The organism is Bradyrhizobium tunisiense (assembly GCF_042263385.1).
GTDB classification, from domain to species: Bacteria; Pseudomonadota; Alphaproteobacteria; order Rhizobiales; family Xanthobacteraceae; genus Bradyrhizobium; species Bradyrhizobium tunisiense.
On the sequence record NZ_JBHLEV010000001.1, the window covers coordinates 1,341,836 to 1,360,405 of the forward strand.

General features: G+C 63.7%; 15 protein-coding genes and 1 pseudogene. 10 read left to right on the top strand and 6 right to left on the bottom strand.

The features are described from left to right. Nucleotides 1-316 precede the first annotated feature (316 nt). The 7 genes from hemJ to ACFDR6_RS06340 all read left to right on the top strand — a co-directional run bounded on the left by hemJ (nucleotide 317) and on the right by ACFDR6_RS06340 (nucleotide 8,842). Entirely contained in the window at nucleotides 317-751 is a 435-nt protein-coding gene (hemJ, locus tag ACFDR6_RS06310; protein WP_317241765.1) for a protoporphyrinogen oxidase HemJ, read from the top strand. A 248-nt stretch (nucleotides 752-999) separates the two neighbouring features. Beyond that, a complete protein-coding gene (gene rho, locus ACFDR6_RS06315; protein ID WP_008133567.1) occupies nucleotides 1,000-2,265 on the top strand; it encodes a transcription termination factor Rho in 1,266 nt (421 codons plus the stop codon). Between the two features lie 322 nt (nucleotides 2,266-2,587). After that, nucleotides 2,588-3,925, top strand: a complete 1,338-nt coding sequence (gene mnmE, locus ACFDR6_RS06320) for a tRNA uridine-5-carboxymethylaminomethyl(34) synthesis GTPase MnmE (RefSeq protein ID WP_375857771.1) — start codon at nucleotides 2,588-2,590, stop codon at nucleotides 3,923-3,925. Between the two features lie 316 nt (nucleotides 3,926-4,241). Further along, nucleotides 4,242-6,122: a tRNA uridine-5-carboxymethylaminomethyl(34) synthesis enzyme MnmG gene (gene mnmG, locus ACFDR6_RS06325; RefSeq protein ID WP_375857772.1), complete on the top strand. Its 1,881-nt coding sequence runs from the start codon at nucleotides 4,242-4,244 to the stop codon at nucleotides 6,120-6,122. A gap of 9 nt (nucleotides 6,123-6,131) precedes the next feature. Beyond that, a complete protein-coding gene (gene rsmG / locus ACFDR6_RS06330; RefSeq protein ID WP_375857773.1) occupies nucleotides 6,132-6,902 on the top strand; it encodes a 16S rRNA (guanine(527)-N(7))-methyltransferase RsmG in 771 nt (256 codons plus the stop codon). A gap of 28 nt (nucleotides 6,903-6,930) precedes the next feature. Further along, nucleotides 6,931-7,797 carry a ParA family protein gene (locus ACFDR6_RS06335; protein ID WP_212082761.1) on the top strand — a complete coding sequence of 289 codons (867 nt, stop codon included), beginning with the start codon at nucleotides 6,931-6,933 and terminating at the stop codon, nucleotides 7,795-7,797. 157 nt (nucleotides 7,798-7,954) lie between these two features. After that, a complete protein-coding gene (locus tag ACFDR6_RS06340; RefSeq protein ID WP_212082758.1) occupies nucleotides 7,955-8,842 on the top strand; it encodes a ParB/RepB/Spo0J family partition protein in 888 nt (295 codons plus the stop codon). Nucleotides 8,843-8,914: 72 nt separating this feature from the next. Here the strand turns inward: ACFDR6_RS06340 and holA are convergent, their stop codons facing one another. From holA to leuS, 3 genes are all read right to left on the bottom strand, one after another. Next, nucleotides 8,915-9,943 carry a DNA polymerase III subunit delta gene (gene holA, locus ACFDR6_RS06345; protein WP_317241772.1) on the bottom strand — a complete coding sequence of 343 codons (1,029 nt, stop codon included), beginning with the start codon at nucleotides 9,941-9,943 and terminating at the stop codon, nucleotides 8,915-8,917. Between the two features lie 136 nt (nucleotides 9,944-10,079). Further along, nucleotides 10,080-10,631 (bottom strand): LPS assembly lipoprotein LptE, encoded by a 552-nt coding sequence (gene lptE / locus ACFDR6_RS06350; protein WP_212082752.1) that lies wholly within the window; start codon nucleotides 10,629-10,631, stop codon nucleotides 10,080-10,082. Next, nucleotides 10,618-13,254, bottom strand: a complete 2,637-nt coding sequence (gene leuS / locus ACFDR6_RS06355; RefSeq protein ID WP_375857774.1) for a leucine--tRNA ligase — start codon at nucleotides 13,252-13,254, stop codon at nucleotides 10,618-10,620. The genes lptE and leuS overlap by 14 nt, the downstream gene beginning before the upstream one ends. Nucleotides 13,255-13,537: 283 nt before the next feature. Here leuS and ACFDR6_RS06360 point away from each other — a divergent pair. Continuing rightward, a pseudogene (locus tag ACFDR6_RS06360) lies at nucleotides 13,538-13,681 on the top strand (GGDEF domain-containing protein); the annotation flags it as partial. On the opposite strand, the gene ACFDR6_RS06365 reads toward ACFDR6_RS06360, so the two are convergent. Beyond that, nucleotides 13,678-15,375 carry a diguanylate cyclase domain-containing protein gene (locus tag ACFDR6_RS06365; RefSeq protein ID WP_212082745.1) on the bottom strand — a complete coding sequence of 566 codons (1,698 nt, stop codon included), beginning with the start codon at nucleotides 15,373-15,375 and terminating at the stop codon, nucleotides 13,678-13,680. The pseudogene ACFDR6_RS06360 and the gene ACFDR6_RS06365 sit on opposite strands and share 4 nt — an antisense overlap. 109 nt (nucleotides 15,376-15,484) lie before the next feature. On the opposite strand from ACFDR6_RS06365, the gene ACFDR6_RS06370 reads away from it, so the two are divergent. Continuing rightward, nucleotides 15,485-16,174, top strand: a complete 690-nt coding sequence (locus ACFDR6_RS06370) for a YggS family pyridoxal phosphate-dependent enzyme (protein ID WP_317241776.1) — start codon at nucleotides 15,485-15,487, stop codon at nucleotides 16,172-16,174. 140 nt (nucleotides 16,175-16,314) lie between these two features. On the opposite strand, the gene ACFDR6_RS06375 is transcribed toward ACFDR6_RS06370, so the two are convergent. Continuing rightward, a complete protein-coding gene (locus tag ACFDR6_RS06375; RefSeq protein ID WP_375857775.1) occupies nucleotides 16,315-17,100 on the bottom strand; it encodes a 2-keto-4-pentenoate hydratase in 786 nt (261 codons plus the stop codon). Between the two features lie 6 nt (nucleotides 17,101-17,106). Then, nucleotides 17,107-17,643, bottom strand: coding sequence for a L,D-transpeptidase family protein (locus tag ACFDR6_RS06380; RefSeq protein WP_375857920.1), 537 nt, complete (start codon nucleotides 17,641-17,643; stop codon nucleotides 17,107-17,109). Nucleotides 17,644-17,880: 237 nt separating this feature from the next. On the opposite strand from ACFDR6_RS06380, the gene ACFDR6_RS06385 reads away from it, so the two are divergent. Beyond that, complete coding sequence (locus ACFDR6_RS06385) at nucleotides 17,881-18,567, top strand: response regulator transcription factor (RefSeq protein ID WP_007598630.1); 687 nt, start codon at nucleotides 17,881-17,883, stop codon at nucleotides 18,565-18,567. Nucleotides 18,568-18,570: the final 3 nt, after the last annotated feature.

Sequence of the window (18,570 nt, forward strand, 5' to 3'; positions counted from 1 at the left end):
CGGCACGGAAACGGGATTGCGCGGACAACCCCCTTGATAAGCTGCCGACAGAAAGGCGCAAGCCTTTGAAGCTAACGGACTTATCGAAGAGCGCCAGGAGCGGTCTGGGATATGTTGATGGATGTGAACAAGCGCGCGTGAACCCGCGGACGGAATTGCATGAGTCCAATCCACGGTCACATAGACTCAAACCTTAAGAATCTAAGATTCTAGATTTGAGGAAGGCGCTTCGGACGGATATGTGTGCACGGTGAGACCTTAACGAGTTCTTACTATCCCCAGTTCCTTTCGCTGGGCAGAAACCCGGGCCGCGAAAATGTTCGAAGACGTCTATCTCTGGATCAAGGCGCTGCATGTGATCGCGGTCATCGCCTGGATGGCCGGCATGCTCTATCTGCCGCGACTGTTCGTCTATCATTCCGAGGCCGAGATCGGCTCGAAGCAGTCGGAAACGTTCAAGGTGATGGAGCGCCGGCTGCTCAAGGCGATCATCAACCCGGCTATGACGATCACCTGGCTTGCCGGGCTCTATCTCGCCTGGTCCGGCCACTGGTTCTCGTTCGGCTGGCTGCACGTAAAACTTGCACTGGTCCTGGCGATGTCGGCGGTCCACGGCTTTTTTTCCCGCTGGCTGAAGGATTTTGCCGCCGACCGGCGTCCGCGGTCTCAAAAATTCTATCGCATTATCAATGAGGTGCCGACCGTCCTGATGATTTTGATCGTCATCATGGTGATCGTGAAGCCGTTCTAGGCAAGGCGCCTGACGATTAGCTCAGCGCTTCGGCTTGCGGAGCAGGAAGCGATTTTCTATATTGGCGATATCCCACCCAACGCAGGCGGATGTGGTTGTGTCTGAGCTTTCCAGAGGCCGGACACCGCATCAGGTTTGAAGCCTCACCGGCACTTAACCTTGCCAGACCTGCGGACCTTACCTTCTCACGTCCGCATTTCAGAGCCTCCTCGCACCCCCTCCCAAGGTTACCCCACAGGACCACCCCAATGCGGGAAATTAAACTCGAAGACCTCAAGTCCAAAACCCCGGCCGAGCTCGTCTCGTTTGCGGAGGAGAATGGGGTCGAGAACGCCAGCACCATGCGCAAGCAGGAGCTGCTGTTTGCCATCCTCAAGCAGCTCGCTCTCGCCGAGACCGACATTGTCGGCCAGGGCGTCGTCGAAGTGCTCTCCGACGGCTTCGGCTTCCTCCGCTCGCCCGATGCGAATTATCTGCCGGGCCCGGACGACATCTACGTTTCGCCGTCGCAGATCCGCCGTTTCGGCCTGCGCACGGGCGACACCATCGAAGGCCATATCCGTAGCCCGAAAGAGGGCGAGCGCTATTTCGCGCTGCTCAAGGTCAACACGCTCAACTTCGAGGATCCGGAAAAGGCCAAGCACAAGGTCAATTTCGACAACCTCACGCCGCTGTTTCCGAATCAGCGTTTCCGCATGGAGATCGACGATCCGACGCGGAAAGACCTGTCTGCACGCGTGATCGACATCGTCGCTCCCATCGGCAAGGGCCAGCGCGCATTGATCGTGGCGCCGCCGCGCACGGGTAAGACCGTGCTGATGCAGAACATCGCGCACTCGATCACGCACAATCATCCCGAGTGCTATCTGATCGTGCTTCTGATCGACGAGCGTCCGGAAGAAGTCACGGACATGCAGCGTTCGGTGAAGGGCGAGGTCGTGTCGTCGACCTTCGACGAGCCGGCGGTGCGTCACGTCCAGGTCGCCGAGATGGTGATCGAAAAAGCCAAGCGTCTGGTCGAACATGGCCGCGATGTCGTGATCCTGCTCGATTCGATCACCCGTCTCGGCCGCGCCTACAACACGGTCGTGCCGTCATCCGGCAAGGTGCTGACCGGCGGTGTCGACGCCAACGCGCTGCAGCGCCCGAAGCGCTTCTTCGGTGCCGCCCGCAATATCGAGGAGGGCGGCTCGCTGACCATCATCGCGACCGCGCTGGTCGACACCGGCAGCCGCATGGACGAAGTCATCTTCGAAGAGTTCAAGGGCACCGGTAACTCGGAACTGATCCTGGACCGCAAGGTCTCGGACAAGCGCACCTTCCCGGCGATCGACATCTCGCGCTCGGGCACCCGCAAGGAAGAGCTCATCACCGATCCGCAAGTGCTCAAGAAGATGTACGTGCTCCGCCGCATCCTCAATCCGATGGGGACGATGGACGCGATCGACTTCCTGCTCGACAAGCTGCGATCGACCAAGAGCAATTCCGAGTTCTTCGACTCCATGAATACCTGAGTGCATTGCAACATAGATCGCATAGATTCAGAGGGCGCCTTCGGGCGCCCTTTTCATTGTGCGGCTTTGTTGCAGCGAACGTGCAGCATGGAAGCCGGCGGGATGCCGGAGCGACCTCTTAATTAAGTTGTTGAGTTATCATACAATAATTAACAGCGGCCTGTCGCTGCCGGTCCCGCGCTTGATCAAAGCGCAGCAAAATCCCGGACTTATATTGCGGCGCAATATGGTCGCTTGCATGCAGCAACAGCGCAGCAAACTGTGCGCTCTCTTTCATTTGGACGGACATTTGCCTTTTCGCCGGCAGCCGGACAAATAGGCCATGCATCCGCGAGACCAGACCATCTTTGCATTGTCGTCCGGCCGTGCGCCGAGCGCCATCGCCGTGGTCCGCGTGTCGGGATCGCAGGCCGGCCAGGTGCTGACGACCCTGGCGGGCAAGCTGCCGGCGCCGCGACAGGCTGCTCGCCGGCTGCTCCGCGACCAAGCGGGCCGGCCGATCGACGATGCGGTCGTGCTCTGGTTTCCGGGGCCGGCCAGCGCGACCGGCGAGGACGTCGCCGAATTCCACGTCCATGGCGGCCGCGCGGTATTGGCGGCGCTCGTCTCCTCGATTTCTGTTATTCAGAATACGCGGGCGGCCGAGCCGGGTGAATTCACGCGACGGGCGTTCGAGAACGGCAAGCTCGATCTCACCGAGGCCGAGGGCCTCGACGATCTCATTCACGCCGACACCGACCGGCAGCGGCGCCAGGCGCTGCGGCAATTGCAGGGTCTGCTCGGGGATCGCGCGCGCGACTGGCGCGATCGGATCATCGAGGCCTCCGCGCTGATCGAGGCCGGAATCGATTTCTCCGATGAGGGTGACGTGCCGGCAGAACTGATGGCGCCGGCGGTGAAAGCGATCAATTCTCTTCACGACGAAATCGCAGAAGTGCTTGCGGCACAGGGACATTCTGAACGCTTGCGCGACGGTCTCGTGGTTGCCATCGCAGGCCATCCGAACGTCGGCAAGTCGACGCTGATGAATCAGCTCGCGCGTCGCGAGGTTGCGATCGTCTCGCCGCATGCCGGCACCACGCGTGACGTGATCGAGGTGCAGCTTGATCTCGACGGCTACCCCGTCACGGTCATCGATACCGCCGGCATCCGCGAGACCGACGATCCCGTCGAGCAGGAGGGCGTGCGCCGGGCGCGGGCCCGGGCTGGGAGCGCCGACCTCGTGTTGTGGCTGGTGGAGGGTGGACAGGCCGCCGATCTGACGTCCGGCGCTGCGAGCGATCTGTCCGGTGGCACGGTCTGGGTCGTGCGCAACAAGATCGATCTTGGTGAGGTCGGGGCGGTGGAGCCGCAGGGGGAGTTCGGGATCTCGGCGAGCCGGGGCGACGGCATTCCAGATCTGGTCGATGCCTTGGTGAAATTTGCCGCGGAGTTCTTCGGAACCGGTGAGGGTGCGTTGGTAACCCGGACCCGCCAGCGGGATCTCCTGCGCCAAGCGTCTGACAGCTTGCGACGGAGCCTGGAGCTTGTAGAAGAGGGCGAGGAGCTTGCGGCCGAAGAGCTGCGTGCCGCCGCTTATGCCCTCGGTCGGTTACTGGGACGGGTGGACGTCGAGGACGTCCTGGGAGCCATTTTCCAGAAGTTCTGCATTGGGAAGTAGCTCTAGTTCTTCATTGTAGAACTAGAGCTTGTTCCATTGCTTGCGTTTCACGTGAAACAGCGGAGCGCTTGGCTGGCAACAAGTTCCGGGTATTTCACGTGAAACAGGATGGACCCGAGATCCCTTCGTTTCACGTGAAACGTCGCCGATCAGCGGTCCAAAACCGCAAACGAATCAATGCCTCTTGTACTGTGCATGGGGTTGTTTTCGCGAAAATCACATTTGGGCGCCGCAGGAGCAGCCTCGTTTCACGTGAAACATCTGCCGCCTGAGTTTCTACTTCCGGCTTTCACGCCTCTGAGTTAGAAGTCCGGTCATGCGACCAGAGCGAGACAGCTTCGACGTCATTGTGATTGGCGGCGGCCACGCCGGCTGTGAAGCCGCGGCTGCCTCTGCCCGGATGGGTGCAACGACCGCTCTGGTGACGCATCGTTTTTCGACGGTCGGCGCGATGTCCTGCAATCCCGCCATCGGCGGTCTCGGCAAGGGACATCTGGTTCGCGAAGTCGATGCGCTCGATGGTCTGATGGGACGCGTGGGCGATGCCGGCGGCATCCAGTTTCGCGTGCTCAATCGCCGCAAAGGTCCGGCGGTCCGTGGTCCCCGGGCGCAGGCCGACCGAAAACTCTATGCCGCTGCGATGCAGGCAGCGATCCTGGCGACTGAAGGTTTGTCCGTTATCGAAGGTGAGGCCGACAAGCTGATCGTGGCCGAGGGCCGGGTGACGGGTCTTCGCCTGGCGGACGGCCGGGAGCTTCGGGCAGGGGCTGTGGTCGTCACCACCGGCACCTTCCTCCGCGGTCTCATTCATCTCGGCGAGAAGAATTGGCCCGCCGGCCGTGTCGGTGAGGCTCCCGCGACCGGTCTGTCCGCTTCCTTCGAGCGTGCCGGCTTCACCCTTGGGCGGCTCAAGACCGGCACTCCGCCGCGTCTGGACGGCACCACGATCGACTGGTCCACGGTCGAGATGCAGCCCGGAGACGAGCCGCCGGAGCCATTCTCGGTGATGACCGAGCGGATCACGACCCCGCAGATCCAGTGCGGTATCACCCGGACCACAGCCGCCACGCACGAGGTGATCCGGGCGAATGTTCATCGCTCTCCGATGTACTCCGGTCAGATCAAGAGCTCCGGCCCGCGCTATTGCCCGTCGATCGAGGACAAGATCGTCCGCTTTGGCGACCGCGACGGCCATCAGATCTTCCTGGAGCCGGAAGGCCTCGACGACAGCACAGTCTATCCCAACGGGATCTCAACCTCGCTCCCCGAGGAGGTCCAGCTCGCGATCCTCGCCAGCATTCCTGGCCTGGAGCGGGTGAAGATGGTCCGTCCGGGCTATGCCATCGAGTACGACCACATCGATCCCCGCGAGCTCGACCCAACCTTGCAGACCAAGCGCATGCGGGGTCTGTTCCTGGCCGGGCAGATCAACGGCACCACCGGATACGAAGAGGCCGCCGGGCAGGGCATCGTGGCCGGCCTGAACGCTGCGCTCTCCGCGAGCAGCGCCGCGCTGGCGGTTTTCGATCGGGCCGACGGCTATCTCGGCGTGATGATCGACGACCTCGTCACCCGCGGGATTAGCGAGCCCTATCGGATGTTCACATCGCGAGCCGAGTACCGGCTAACGCTGAGAGCCGACAATGCCGATCAGCGCCTCACCGAGAAGGGGATTGCGCTCGGCTGCGTCGGCAATGCCAGGACCCGGCATCATCGCACCAAGATGGATGCGTTGAACGCGGCCAGGGCGCTGTCGAAGTCACTGACGATTACCCCGAACGAGGCAACCAAGCATGGCCTGTCGCTGAATCGGGACGGCCAGCGCCGGTCGGCCTTCGAGCTGATGGCCTATCCGGAGATCGGCTGGAGCCAGGTCCGTGCGATCTGGCCGGAGCTTTCCGCGATTGAGCCCGTCATCGCGACCCACCTCGAAATCGACGCCAAGTACGATGTCTACCTCGAGCGCCAGAGCGCCGACGTCGAGGCCTTTCGGCGCGACGAGGGAATGGTGCTGTCAGAAGTCGATTACAGCCTTGTCCCCGGTCTCTCCAACGAGGTCCGCGCCAAGCTGGAGAAGGCACGGCCGTTCACCGTCGGGCAGGCTGGCCGGATCGACGGCATGACGCCCGCCGCGCTCGGCATCCTCGCGGCCTATCTCCGCCGCGAGGCCCGGAAGACCTCCAAGGCAATCGCATAGGCGTTTCACGTGAAACAGCGCGGACCGGGCGGGGACAGGCCGCTATCGCGACGACCAGGAACGGGTGAGGGCGCGGGTCGATCCGAACCGGCTCCAGCCAAACCGAGGATCGATAAGGCCAGCGCCAACGATCGGGCGCTCGATTCGATCATCGCCGCCGACAAGCGCGAGGCCTTGAGGCTCGCGCCCGTTTCACATGAAACGGAAGCCCGGCTCGATCGCTACATCGCACTGCTCCGGGAGTGGCAGGCCAAGACCAATCTGGTCGCGCCCTCGACCCTGCCGAACCTCTGGACCCGGCACATCGCCGATTCGCTCCAGCTCATCGATCTCGCGCCGTCGGCAAAACGATGGGCCGACCTCGGCAGCGGCGGCGGTTTTCCCGGTGTCGTGCTGGCCTGCGCTATGGCCGGGACGCCGGGTGCGAGCGTCCATCTCGTCGAGCGGATCGCCAAGAAGGCCGCGTTTTTGCGCGAAGCGGTTCGCGTCACCACATCTCCGGGAGTCGTACATCTCGCTGAGATCGGGGATAATGTGGATAGAATCACAGGCCCCGTCGATTGCGTCACCGCGCGCGCGCTGGCTCCGCTACATCAACTCATCGGCTTTGCGGAGCCGCTGATGCGCCAGGGCGCAAAGGCGTTATTTCCTAAGGGTCAAGATGTAGAGGCTGAATTGACCGAAGCCGCTAAATATTGGAATATTCAGCCGCAGCTCCATCGAAGCCGTACCGGCGATGGTTGGATAGTCGAGCTGATGTCGGCTGAACGGCGCGGGTGAGGCGTTCAGGGGCGAGTGGGGAAATTCGATGACCGTGATTGACGAGCCGCAGCAAGAGCAGAGTCGGGAACCGACCAGCGAGGTCCCGCACGGCCATCCGCGTATCCTGGCGCTGGCGAATCAGAAGGGCGGGGTGGGTAAGACAACCACAGCGATCAACCTCGGCACGGCACTCGCGGCGATCGGCGAACGTGTTCTGATCGTCGATCTCGATCCGCAGGGCAACGCTTCGACCGGCCTCGGCATCGACCGCCGCAACCGGTCCTGCTCGACCTACGACGTGCTGATCGGAGAAGCTCCGCTGCGTGAAGCCGTGGTCTCGACCGCTGTGCCGCGGCTTCACATCGCGCCCTCGACCATGGATCTCTCCGGCCTCGAGCTCGAGCTCGGCACCACGCCCGGCCGCGCCTTCAAGCTGCGCGACGCCATCGGCGCGCTCAACAACAACGTGTCGCCGGATGCCGACTACACCTATGTGCTGATCGACTGTCCGCCCTCGCTGAACCTGCTCACGGTGAACGCGATGGCAGCGTCCGATGCGATCCTGGTGCCGCTGCAATGCGAGTTCTTCGCGCTCGAAGGTCTGTCGCAATTGCTCCAGACGGTGGAGCAGGTGCGCTCGACACTCAACCCGAACCTGTCGATCCACGGCATCGTGCTGACCATGTTCGACTCGCGCAACAATCTCTCGAACCAGGTCGTTGCCGACGTGCGGCAGTTCATGGGCGAGAAGGTCTACAAGACCATGATTCCGCGCAACGTGCGCATTTCGGAAGCGCCGTCTTACGGCAAGCCGGTGCTGGTCTACGATCTCAAATGCGTCGGCAGCGAAGCTTACTTGCGGCTCGCCACCGAAGTGATCCAGCGCGAGCGTGAGTTGCGGACGACGCATTGACGGAGAGATCCGCAGGGCGGGTCAGCGCAGCGTAACCCGCCGAGTCTCCCGCCTCGAATAAAGCCCATGGCGGATGACGCTTCGCTCATCCGCCCTACGACCCGCAATTCGAAATTCAGTTCTGGAGTGCTGCACCGTGAATCCAAGGGAGCTGGCGATGGCCGATGAAGCGCGTTCGCGACTGGGCCGGGGTCTTGCAAGTCTGATCGGCGATGTCGGCGGCGAAGCCCAGCACGTCGACCGTCCGCGGGCGCAGCGCAAGGTGCCGATCGAGTTCATCAAGGCCAATCCGCGCAATCCGCGCCGCACTTTTTCGGACGCCGAACTGAAGGAGCTAAGCGAGTCCATCAGGCAGCACGGCGTGATCCAGCCGATCGTGGTGCGTCCGGTGAAGGGCGCACAGGATCGCTTCGAGATCATCGCTGGCGAGCGGCGCTGGCGCGCCTCGCAGATGGCCGGCCTGCACGAAGTGCCGATCGTCCCGGTCGACATCAGCGACAGTGACGCGCTGGAGTTCGCGATCGTCGAGAACGTGCAGCGCGAGGATCTCAACCCGATGGAAGAGGCGCAGGGCTATCACGCGCTCGCCAACGAATTCAAACGCAGCCAGGAGGACATCGCAAAAGTCGTCGGCAAGAGCCGCAGCCACGTCGCCAACATGATGCGGCTGACGAAGCTGCCCGCCGAGGTGCAGGCCTTCATCGCGACCGGCGAGCTGACCGCCGGCCATGCCCGCGCGCTGATCGGCGTGCCGGATCCGCTCGCAGCCGCCAAGCGCATCGTCGAGGAAGGCCTCAACGTCCGCCAGGCCGAGGCGCTCGCGCATGAAGAGGGCGTGCCGGAGCGCAAGCCGCAAAAGGCGCGCAGCACGGGGGGCAAGGATAAGGACCCCGACACGATTGATCTCGAAAAGCGCGTCAGCGACGCGCTCGGCCTCAAGGTCACCGTCAATCACCGCGATCCCGGCGGCTCGGTCCAGATCACCTATCGCAACCTCGATCAGCTCGACGAGGTGATGAAGCGGCTGGCCAAGGGCGCGCTGTAGCGACGATCGTCGTTGTCGCCCCCGCGAACGCGGGGATGACGGCGGGTGTCCGGGACGCGAGAAAGCGCAGGCCTATCCCCGCCGCTTCGCATTCGCGGCGATCGCCATCAGCGTGCGTTGCGCGATGGCGGCGGCGAGGGTGGATTGCTTGCGGGTGTCGAGCGCCGCGGTCGCCAGCTGCTCGATGATGGCCGCGAGCCGCGCCACGCTGAAATTGCGCAGCGCGGTTTCGACCGCGGGCTTTCGTGAAAAGTGCAGGCGCGGATAGCCGCTGTCGAGCACCGTCGAGGCCGGCGTACCGTCGGCGATCGCGAGCGCCGATTTGTGCAGCCACGCGGCCTGGCGCTGCGCCGCCGAGATGATCACGCCGGGATAGGTGCCGGCGATCATGGCCTTGGCGAACTCGGTCTCGACGATGTCGGGCCGACCGGCGAAGGCGCCGTCGACGATCGGATCGAGCTTCAGCTCGGAGGCATCGGCGACCACCGACATCACATCGTCCAGCGTGATCTCGCCTTTGCCATGCGCATAGAGCGTGAGCTTGCGCAGCTCGTTGCGCGAGGCCTGGCGATCGCCGCCGAGGAACGACATCAGCGCGGCGCGAGCGTCCTGCGCGATGCGCAAATTGGCGATACGCAGCTCGTCTTCCATCAGCTTGGCGAGATCGCGCTCGGTGTCGGGATAGCAGCCGATCGCCACAGCCGTCTTGGCCTTCTCGCAGGCTTTGCGCAGCGGCGATTCCGGGCGCAGCTCGCCGGCCTCGATCACGATGCGGCAATCCCTGACGCTCATCTCTGCGAGAGTGTCGACGCCGCTGGCAAAGCTGCGCGAGCCGGCCCGGATGCGGATCGCGCGGCGGCCGCCGAACAGCGGCACGGTCATGGCTTCGTCGACGAGGCGGGACGGCTCGGCGGAAAGCTCGTCGCCATCCAGCTTGACCAGTGAAAAGGGATCGTTGGGATCGTCGACGGCGGAGGCGATCAGCGCATCCGCGCGCTCGCGCACGAGGCCGGCATCGGGGCCGTAGAGCAGGACGATCGGACGACCCGCATCGGGACGGGCAAGGAAGGCGTCGATCTCTTTTCCGCGTAGCGCGACCATGTTGCCCCGACGGCGTCATTCCGGGGCGGCTCGAAGAGCCGAACCCGGAATCTCGACCCACAATCTCTGGATTCTCAGGTGCGCAATTGCGCACCATAGTTCACGCTTCGCGCACCCTGGAATGACTGGAGTGATCTTATGTGCCGGCGGTGAAGAACGAGGCGAGCCGGGTCGTGATGTTCTCGGCGATCTCGTTGGCGGCCCGATCCTCGGCATCGCGCATGGCGCGGGTGCGCGAGAAGCGCTGATAGGACCCCGGCATGTCGTAGGACACGCGGGAGAAGGTCGAGCCGGTCATGACCGCCGCGCCGGTCGCGACATCGACCAGCCTATACTGGGCGTCGATGCCAAGATTTTCGCTGGTCGGCAGTCCCGTCGTGGAGCTGACGATCAGCGAGGAACGGCTGGTGGTGAAACGGATGTCCAGCTTGTGGGTCGGCGGCATGCCTGTCGCGCTGCCGTAAAGCTTGAAGGCCAGCGCGTTGCGGATTTCGACGCCGACCCGGGCCTCGCGGGAGGCATTGGGCTTGGTGATCGGGGGCAGCTCGATGCCCATCAACTTCTCGCGCAGGCCGGGGGTGCCGTCGCTTCGCTCGGCATACATCGGCCGGAAGCAGCCGGCCGTCAGCGCGGCCAAGGCGGCGACCGCCAGCAAGCGGGCTGCGATGCGGATCCTAGCCGACAACATTTACGATCCTCTTGGGGACGATGATCACCTTGCGGACGGGCTTGCCGTCCAGGGCCAGCTTTACCGCATCGAGGGCCAAAACGGCAGCCTCGATTTCCGGATTCTGGGCCGCTGTTGCAACTGTGACCTCACCCCGCTTCTTGCCATTGACCTGGACCACCAGGGTCACGCTGTCTTCAACCAGCAAATCGCGTTCGATTTGGGGCCAATTGGCCTCCGAAACCAGCCCGCTCTGGCCCAGAACCTGCCAGCACTCCTCAGCGAGATGCGGCATCATCGGGGAGAACAGCTGGACCAGGATCTGGCCGGCTTCCCGGATCGCCCAAGCCAAGTCTGGAGCCAGGCTCGCGGCGGACTGGCCGGGGCGCTGCAGGATCTCCGAAAAGGTATTGGCGAACTCGCGGATATGGGCGAGGCAGACGTTGAAGTGCAGCCGTTCGATCCCGGTCGTGACCTTGTCCAGCGCACCATGGGCGGCCTTGCGCAGGGCGGTGGCGTCGGGGCCGAAGCTGGCGGGGCGGGCCGCCGGCGCGCCCTTGCCGAACTCGACGGAATCGTTCACCAGCCTCCACAGCCGCTGCACGAAACGCGAGGCGCCCTGGACGCGCTCGTCGCTCCAGATCACGTCGCGGTCGGGCGGCGAGTCCGACAGCATGAACCAGCGGGCGACGTCGGCGCCGTAGGTCTCGATGATGTCGTCGGGGTCGACCGTGTTCTTCTTCGACTTCGACATCTTCTCGATCGGTCCGATCTGGATGTCTTCGCCGGTGGCGAGCAGCGTAGCGCGGCGTCCGTTGCCGCTAACCTCGACCTTGACCTCGGCCGGCTGCACATAGGTGCCGTCGGCCTTCTGGTAGGTCTCGTGTACCACCATGCCCTGCGTGAACATGCCGGCGAACGGCTCGTCCAGCGCAATGTGGCCGGTCGCCTTCATCGCGCGGGTGAAGAAGCGGCTGTAGAGCAGATGCAGGATCGCGTGTTCGACGCCGCCGATATACTGGTCGACCGGGAGCATCCGGTTGGCGACCGCGGGCGTCGTCGGCGCGTTCTCGTTCCAGGGATCGGTGAAGCGCGCGAAATACCAGGACGAATCCACGAAGGTGTCCATGGTGTCGGTTTCGCGGTTAGCGCTGCCGCCGCATTTCGGGCAGGTGACGTGCTTCCACGTCGGATGATGGTCCAGCGCGTTGCCCGGCTTGTCGAAGCTCACATCTTCCGGCAGCACCACCGGCAGGTCGGCGTCCGGCACCGGGACCACGTCGCATTTCGGACAATGGATGACCGGTATCGGGCAGCCCCAATAGCGTTGGCGCGAAATGCCCCAGTCGCGTAGGCGGAAGTTCACCTGCCGCTCGCCGACCGGCATGTTGCCGCGCAGCTCGTTTTCCAGGCGTTTTGCAACTTCGTCCTTGGCCTGGTCGATCGTCATGCCGTCCAGGAAGTGCGAATTGATCATGCGGCCGTCACCGTCATAGGCGGTGTCGGTGATGACGAAGGTTTTCGGGTCCTGGCCCTCGGGGCACACGACGGGCGTGTTGCCGAGATTGTATTTGTTGACGAAGTCGAGGTCGCGCTGGTCGTGCGCCGGACAGCCGAAGATCGCGCCGGTGCCGTATTCCATCAGCACGAAATTCGCGACATAGACCGGCAGCTTCCAGGAGGGATCGAACGGGTGCACGGCGCGGATGCCGGTGTCAAAGCCCTGCTTTTCCGCGGTGTCGATGATCGACTGCGCGGTGCCGATCTTCTTGATGTCCGCGATGAATTCCGCGAGCTTCGGGTTCTTTGCGCTAGCTGCCTGCGCCAGAGGATGATCCGCCGAGATCGCCATGAATTTCGCGCCGAACAGCGTGTCCGGGCGCGTCGTGAAGATCTTCAGCTCACTCTCGCCGGCAGGCGTCGTCGCCTGATCGAGCGCGAAGCGGACCAGCAGGCCTTCCGAGCGGCCGATCCAATTGCGCTGCATCAGCCGCACCTTGTCGGGCCAGCGGTCCAGCCCATCCAGTGCCGACAGCAATTCCTGCGAATACTTCGTGATCTTGAAGACCCACTGGCTCATCTCGCGCTGCTCGACGATCGCACCGGAGCGCCAGCCGCGGCCATCGATCACCTGCTCGTTGGCGAGCACGGTCATGTCGACCGGATCCCAGTTGAGCTTGCGCTTCTCGCGCTCGGCGAGGCCGGCGGCGAGCATGTCCAGGAACATCTTCTGCTGATGCTTGTAGTAGCTGGGGTCGCAGGTCGCGAATTCGCGTGACCAGTCCAGCGACAGCCCGATCGAGCGGAGCTGCTTCTTCATCGCGGCGATGTTGTCGTAGGTCCAGGCCTTCGGCGCGACCTTGCGCTCGATCGCGGCATTCTCGGCCGGCAGGCCGAAGGCGTCCCAGCCCATCGGGTGCAGCACGTTGAATCCCTTGGCGCGCATGAAGCGGGCCAGCACGTCGCCGAGCGTATAATTCCGGACATGGCCGATATGGATGCGCCCAGACGGGTAGGGGAACATCTCGAGCACATAATATTTCGGCCGCGAATCGTCGTTCCTGGAAACGAAGATCGCCTGCTGGTCCCAGAGGCGTTGCCAGCGCGGTTCGGCGTCGCGGGCATTATAGCGTTCGGAGGTCATGGAATCGTTGGGGTTTTCGTGGGTTCGGCCGGCTCAAGACGGCGGACTAGGCCATAAAAGTCCGTAACGGGTCAATGGGTTGCCAAAAACCGATAGAATTCCCTCGGTCGCACCTCTGGGCTCTCGGTCCATTACGGAGGAGGCTCGATTTCAAGAGGTGATTGAAGCCGCGGGGCCAAGTTGTGGGAACCCTGAGGCCGGGACCTTGCGCCAAGCTCGCCACCGCTTCCGACCAACTCGATGATGACGGCGCGGCGGCCTCCTTGGCCTCTCAGCGGCTGCAATCGGTGCTGCACAGTTTCAGCCGGGAGAAGCCATGATCGACCTGGTCGAATGCTGCGACCGCGCGCTCTATCTCGCGAAAAGAAGTGGCCGCAATCGCGTAATTGCCGAGACGGAGCTCGATCGGGAGATTGCGGCGGTTTAGCCCGCCATCGCGATCGTGGCTGCGCCATGGTCGATCACCATGATGCCGTGCTCGACGACGGTGTTGCGGCCGCGGTGTTTTGCGGCGTAGAGCGCGGCGTCGGCGGCTTCGATCAGGTCGCCCGGACGCAAGCTCTCGTTGGGTTTCGTGGCGGCAACGCCGATCGAGACCGTGACGATCATATGGGCTGACGTGATGTGCGGCAGGCACAGCTTCAGCACGGCCGCGCGCACCTGCTCGCCGATTTCGACGGCGCGCGTCACGTCGGTGTTCGGCAGCAACAGGCAGAATTCCTCGCCGCCATAGCGCGCCGCGAAGCCCATGTTGTCGGCGGCAATGCCGGACAGGGATTCCCCGAGCCTGGTCAGGCAGGAATCGCCTTCGAGATGGCCATAGGTGTCGTTGAACAGCTTGAAATGGTCGACGTCGATCATCAGAAGCGCAAGGTCGCTGCCATATTGCTGCGCGCGCATCCACTCGAAGTCGAGCCGGCTCTGGAAGCCGCGCCGGTTGGCAAGCCCCGAGAGCATGTCGATCGAGGCCATCACCGTCAGACGGTCGTTGCTCGCGATCAACTCGCGCTCGCGCTGGCTAAGCTGCGCGGCCATCGCGTTGAACGCGCGGGCCAGCGGCACGAACTCGGCCGGCAGGCGGTTGCGCGCCGCGCGGGCCGAAAGATCGCCCTCGCCGAGACGTTTGGCCATGTCGACGAGCATCTCGATCGGCTTGATGACGAGTTTCTCGGCGGCGATCAGCGCGCCGAGCAGGACGAATACAACGACGAAAGCGAGCTGGAGATAGGCGGTGCGGATGTCGCGGCTGACCGCCGCGGACACCTTGTCTTCGTCGATGCTGGCGATCAGGCGGGCATTGGTGCCCGCGATGCGGATGTAGCTGACCGCGCGGCGGGAGCCGTCGGCGGCGAGGAAAGACAGCGTGCCTTCATCCTGGTCCGACCGTAGCGCGCGATCGGCGATCGCGGACATCAGCGGCAGATTGTCGAGGGGCCGGCCGACCGCGGCGTGCTGATCGGCGGGTGCGGCCAGCACGGTGCCTGCGCTATCGACCAGCACGGCGGTGATGCCGGCGCGGCCGCCCAGATTGCTCATCACCTTCGACATCCAGTCGAGATTGACCGTGGCGAGCACGACGGCATCGGGCACGCCGCTGAAGGCGGATACCGGGTAAACCGCCATCACGGTCGGCGTCAGCACCGGCCGCGACAGGATGAAATCGCTCAGCACGAAGCGGCCGGTTTCCTGCGCCTGCTGAAAATACGGCCGGTCGCTCAGGTCGAGGCCGACATACATGTTGTTGGTGGCGCATTGAATGCGCCCGTCCTGGCCTGCGATCAACAGCGTGCGGATCCAGGGCAGGTTCGACGGCAGGCTCGCGCGCAGCACGTCGCAGCTCTTGCTGACGCCGCCGGCGGAGGCGCGGATGAAAGCTTCCGATTTCAGGATGGTCTCGACCGACGAGATCACCTGGCGCTGCGCATCGGCGCTATGCCTTGCGACGGTGGTGAATTCAACCGTGGCCTGCGCGATCTGCCGGGCGCGGGTGTCTTCGAGCGAACGGATGCGCTCGAGCATCAAGGGCGCCACCAGAATCACCGCGAGCAATGCGAGCCGCGCCCGGATTCCGAGAACCTGCTTGAGTTTCGCCCGTTTGCGGTTGAGACTGATGCTTGCCATCTTCGCTACCCACCCCGTGGGCCAAGGTAAAGCGAAGGGTTCAAAAACTCTTGCTTGAACTCGGTAAAATTGGACTTACCTCCGGTTACGAGCACAACCAAACGACGTCATGACAGAAGCCAATGCCGCGCCGGTAACCGGCCATTCACCAAACGCGCTTGCGGCGGTCGAAGCCGAAATCACCCGCGCCTGCAGGGATGCGCGACGCGATCGCGCCTCCGTGACGCTGATCGCGGTGTCCAAGACTTTCGCCGCGGATGCCATTGTCCCGATCATCGACGCCGGACAGCGCGTGTTCGGCGAAAATCGGGTGCAGGAGGCCAAAAGCAAGTGGCCCGCGTTAACGTCTGTTTACTCCGACATCGCGCTGCATCTGATCGGACCACTGCAATCCAACAAGGCGAAAGAGGCGGTCGCGCTGTTCGACGCCATCCATTCGGTCGACCGTCCGAGCATTTGCCAAGCGTTAGCCAAGGAAATCGAATCCCAGAACAAGCACCCGCAGCTCTTCGTCCAGATCAACACCGGCGAGGAGCCGCAGAAGGCCGGCGTCCCGCCCGGCGAGGCCGACGCCTTCCTCGCCAGCTGCCGCGACACCTATGGGCTGACGATCTCCGGGTTGATGTGCATTCCGCCGGTCGACGAGCCGCCGGCGGCGCATTTCGCGCTGACCGCCAAGATCGCCGCGCGCAACGGATTGACGAATCTCTCGATGGGCATGAGCGCGGATTTCGCCAACGCCATCATGTTGGGTGCCACCCACGTCCGCGTGGGCAGCGCGATCTTCGGGCATCGGTAGGAGCCGTTAGCGGGACACGTGCCTCGACAAGGCTGTTGAGTTCGTCATTGCGAGCGTAGCGACGCAATCCAGAATCTTTCCGCGGATTTTGGATTGCTTCGTCGCAAGGGCTGCTCGCAATGACGGCGAAGTTTGAGCCTCTACACGAAGCCCACCGACACCTTTCCCAGCACGCCAAAGTCCGCGGCAAGATGATCGCCGGCCTGGATCGGCAGCGGCGGATGGCACGTGCCGGTGGTCACGACCTCCCCTGCCCGCAAGGTGATTCCGAGTCCCCGCAGCTCGTTGGCAAGCCAGGCGAGCGCGGCGCGGGGATCGTCGAGCACGTTCTTGCCGTGGCCGATATGGCGCTGGCCGCGCAACGTGATCACCGGCCGCTCCTCGGCGAGATCCATCGCGCGCCAGTTGGCAGCCGTCGCCTCGCCCAGCACGAACAGATGCGCGCAGGCATTGTCGGCGATGAGCTGGGCCTCGCCCGCGCTGACGAAATCGGCAAAGCGCGAATCGGGAATCTCGATTGCGGGATGCAGGCTGTCCACGGCGGCCAGCACCTCGTCGATCCCGAACGGCGTCGCGCGCGGCGGCAGGTCGCGCCCCATGCGGAAGGCGAACTCAGGCTCGCCGACGCGCATCTCGTTGCCCTTCATCGACGCGATGCCGCCATCGGCGATCAATGTGTCGCTCATGATGCGGCCGGCCAGCGGTCCCGTGACGTTGATGTGCTTCTGTCCTGATACGCTCGTGGCCGCGATCTTCCAGCCGAGCCGTTTTCCAAACGACTGGGTGTCGAGCGCAGCCTGGATGGCGTAGCCCTCGGCGCGGCTCTGCGGTCGCAATCGCGCTTCCAGCGCGTCAAGCTTGGAGCCGTCGCGCCAATGTTGAACGAGGACGCGCGATGCGGCCGCGATCTGATCCCTGTCGAGCATGCATCCTCACCCGATGATGATTCTTGTCCTTGGTCCCAGCCGCCGCAGCAATTGCAGCATCGCAGATTTCGTCATGGAGACGCAGCCCGCGGTCGGACCGAAATTGTCGCGGGCCAGGTGCAAAAATACCGCGCTACCACGGCCGGCGATCCGTGGCCTCGTATTGTGGTCGATTTCGACGATGAAGTCATAGAGATGGTCGGCACGCTTGAGCCGGTCACCGCCCTGCCCCTCGCCGAGCCGGATCGCCTGGTTGTAATGGCGGTCGCTGGGATCCTCGCACCAGGCGTCGGCTGCGGTGATGATCCGGGTCGGCAAGAAACTCTGCGGCCGGCTGTGGCGGTCGCCCCGCCACCACAACCGCCTGGGACGGAAGCTGCCCCTGGGGGTGCCGCCGTCGCCCTCGCGCTTGTTGGCCAGAATGCCGCCCCGCCCCAGCGCGACCGGTATGATCAGCGATCCCGCCGTCAGCCAACCTCGGCGCGGATTTCCGGCTGCAGGCTTAACGCGGATCGCGGAGAGCGGCCCGGCGCTTCGATTCATGGTGTAACCGACTGAAGATGCTTTGCTTTTCATTTGTAATTGCGGTGTCGAATTCATTACAGGACATTCATCAAAGCCGCCGGCTATTTTGGGTTAGAGTGGTTCTGGCTTGTGAATCGGTGACAGCCCACTACTTCAACACGAACAACAATAACAACAGCGACCCCCCTAAACTTCCCTCACGGCTGGGTGCAGCATGGATGCGCGCCGAGTCGGACCCCAAAAGGATGACCCCCTATGGCCAATGCCCGCAAGATCCTGATCGTGGATGACGATACCGATCTGCGAGACACGTTGGTGGAGCAACTATCGCTACACGAAGAATTCGAAGCCTCGGCCGTGGATACCGGCGCCAAGGGCGCGAGCGCCGCCAAGGCCAATGCCCCCGATCTCGTCCTGATGGATGTGGGTCTGCCCGACACCGACGGCCGCGAAGTGGTCCGCTCCCTGCGCAAGGGCGGCTTCAAGGCCCCGATCATCATGCTGACCGGGCACGACACCGATTCCGATACGATATTGGGGCTGGAATCCGGCGCCAACGACTATGTGGCAAAGCCTTTCCGATTCGCCGTCCTGCTGGCCCGCATTCGCGCCCAGCTCCGTCAGCACGAGGCCAGCGAGGACGCGGTGTTCTCGGTCGGCCCCTATTCCTTCAGGCCTGGCTCCAAGATGCTCACCGCCGCCAACGCGCGCAAGGTGCGGCTCACCGAGAAGGAAACCGCCATCCTCCGCTTCCTCTACCGCGCCGGCCAGATGCCGGTCTCGCGCGAGACCCTGCTCCAGGAGGTCTGGGGTTATAATTCCGGCGTGACCACCCATACGCTGGAAACCCACATCTACCGCCTGCGCCAGAAGATCGAGAAGGACGCCGCCAACCCGGAAATCCTGGTCACGGAAGCCGGTGGCTACAAGCTGGTGCCGTGATAC

Bases quoted from the DNA above. Each gene is read 5' to 3' on its own strand.
- hemJ (WP_317241765.1), top strand. From the start codon at position 317: ATGTTCGAAGACGTCTATCTCTGGATCAAGGCGCTGCATGTGATCGCG.
- rho (WP_008133567.1), top strand. From the start codon at position 1,000: ATGCGGGAAATTAAACTCGAAGACCTCAAGTCCAAAACCCCGGCCGAG.
- mnmE (WP_375857771.1), top strand. From the start codon at position 2,588: ATGCATCCGCGAGACCAGACCATCTTTGCATTGTCGTCCGGCCGTGCG.
- mnmG (WP_375857772.1), top strand. From the start codon at position 4,242: ATGCGACCAGAGCGAGACAGCTTCGACGTCATTGTGATTGGCGGCGGC.
- ACFDR6_RS06335 (WP_212082761.1), top strand. From the start codon at position 6,931: ATGACCGTGATTGACGAGCCGCAGCAAGAGCAGAGTCGGGAACCGACC.
- ACFDR6_RS06340 (WP_212082758.1), top strand. From the start codon at position 7,955: ATGGCCGATGAAGCGCGTTCGCGACTGGGCCGGGGTCTTGCAAGTCTG.
- holA (WP_317241772.1), bottom strand. From the start codon at position 9,943: ATGGTCGCGCTACGCGGAAAAGAGATCGACGCCTTCCTTGCCCGTCCC.
- lptE (WP_212082752.1), bottom strand. From the start codon at position 10,631: ATGTTGTCGGCTAGGATCCGCATCGCAGCCCGCTTGCTGGCGGTCGCC.
- leuS (WP_375857774.1), bottom strand. From the start codon at position 13,254: ATGACCTCCGAACGCTATAATGCCCGCGACGCCGAACCGCGCTGGCAA.
- ACFDR6_RS06365 (WP_212082745.1), bottom strand. From the start codon at position 15,375: ATGGCAAGCATCAGTCTCAACCGCAAACGGGCGAAACTCAAGCAGGTT.
- ACFDR6_RS06370 (WP_317241776.1), top strand. From the start codon at position 15,485: ATGACAGAAGCCAATGCCGCGCCGGTAACCGGCCATTCACCAAACGCG.
- ACFDR6_RS06375 (WP_375857775.1), bottom strand. From the start codon at position 17,100: ATGCTCGACAGGGATCAGATCGCGGCCGCATCGCGCGTCCTCGTTCAA.
- ACFDR6_RS06380 (WP_375857920.1), bottom strand. From the start codon at position 17,643: ATGAATCGAAGCGCCGGGCCGCTCTCCGCGATCCGCGTTAAGCCTGCA.
- ACFDR6_RS06385 (WP_007598630.1), top strand. From the start codon at position 17,881: ATGGCCAATGCCCGCAAGATCCTGATCGTGGATGACGATACCGATCTG.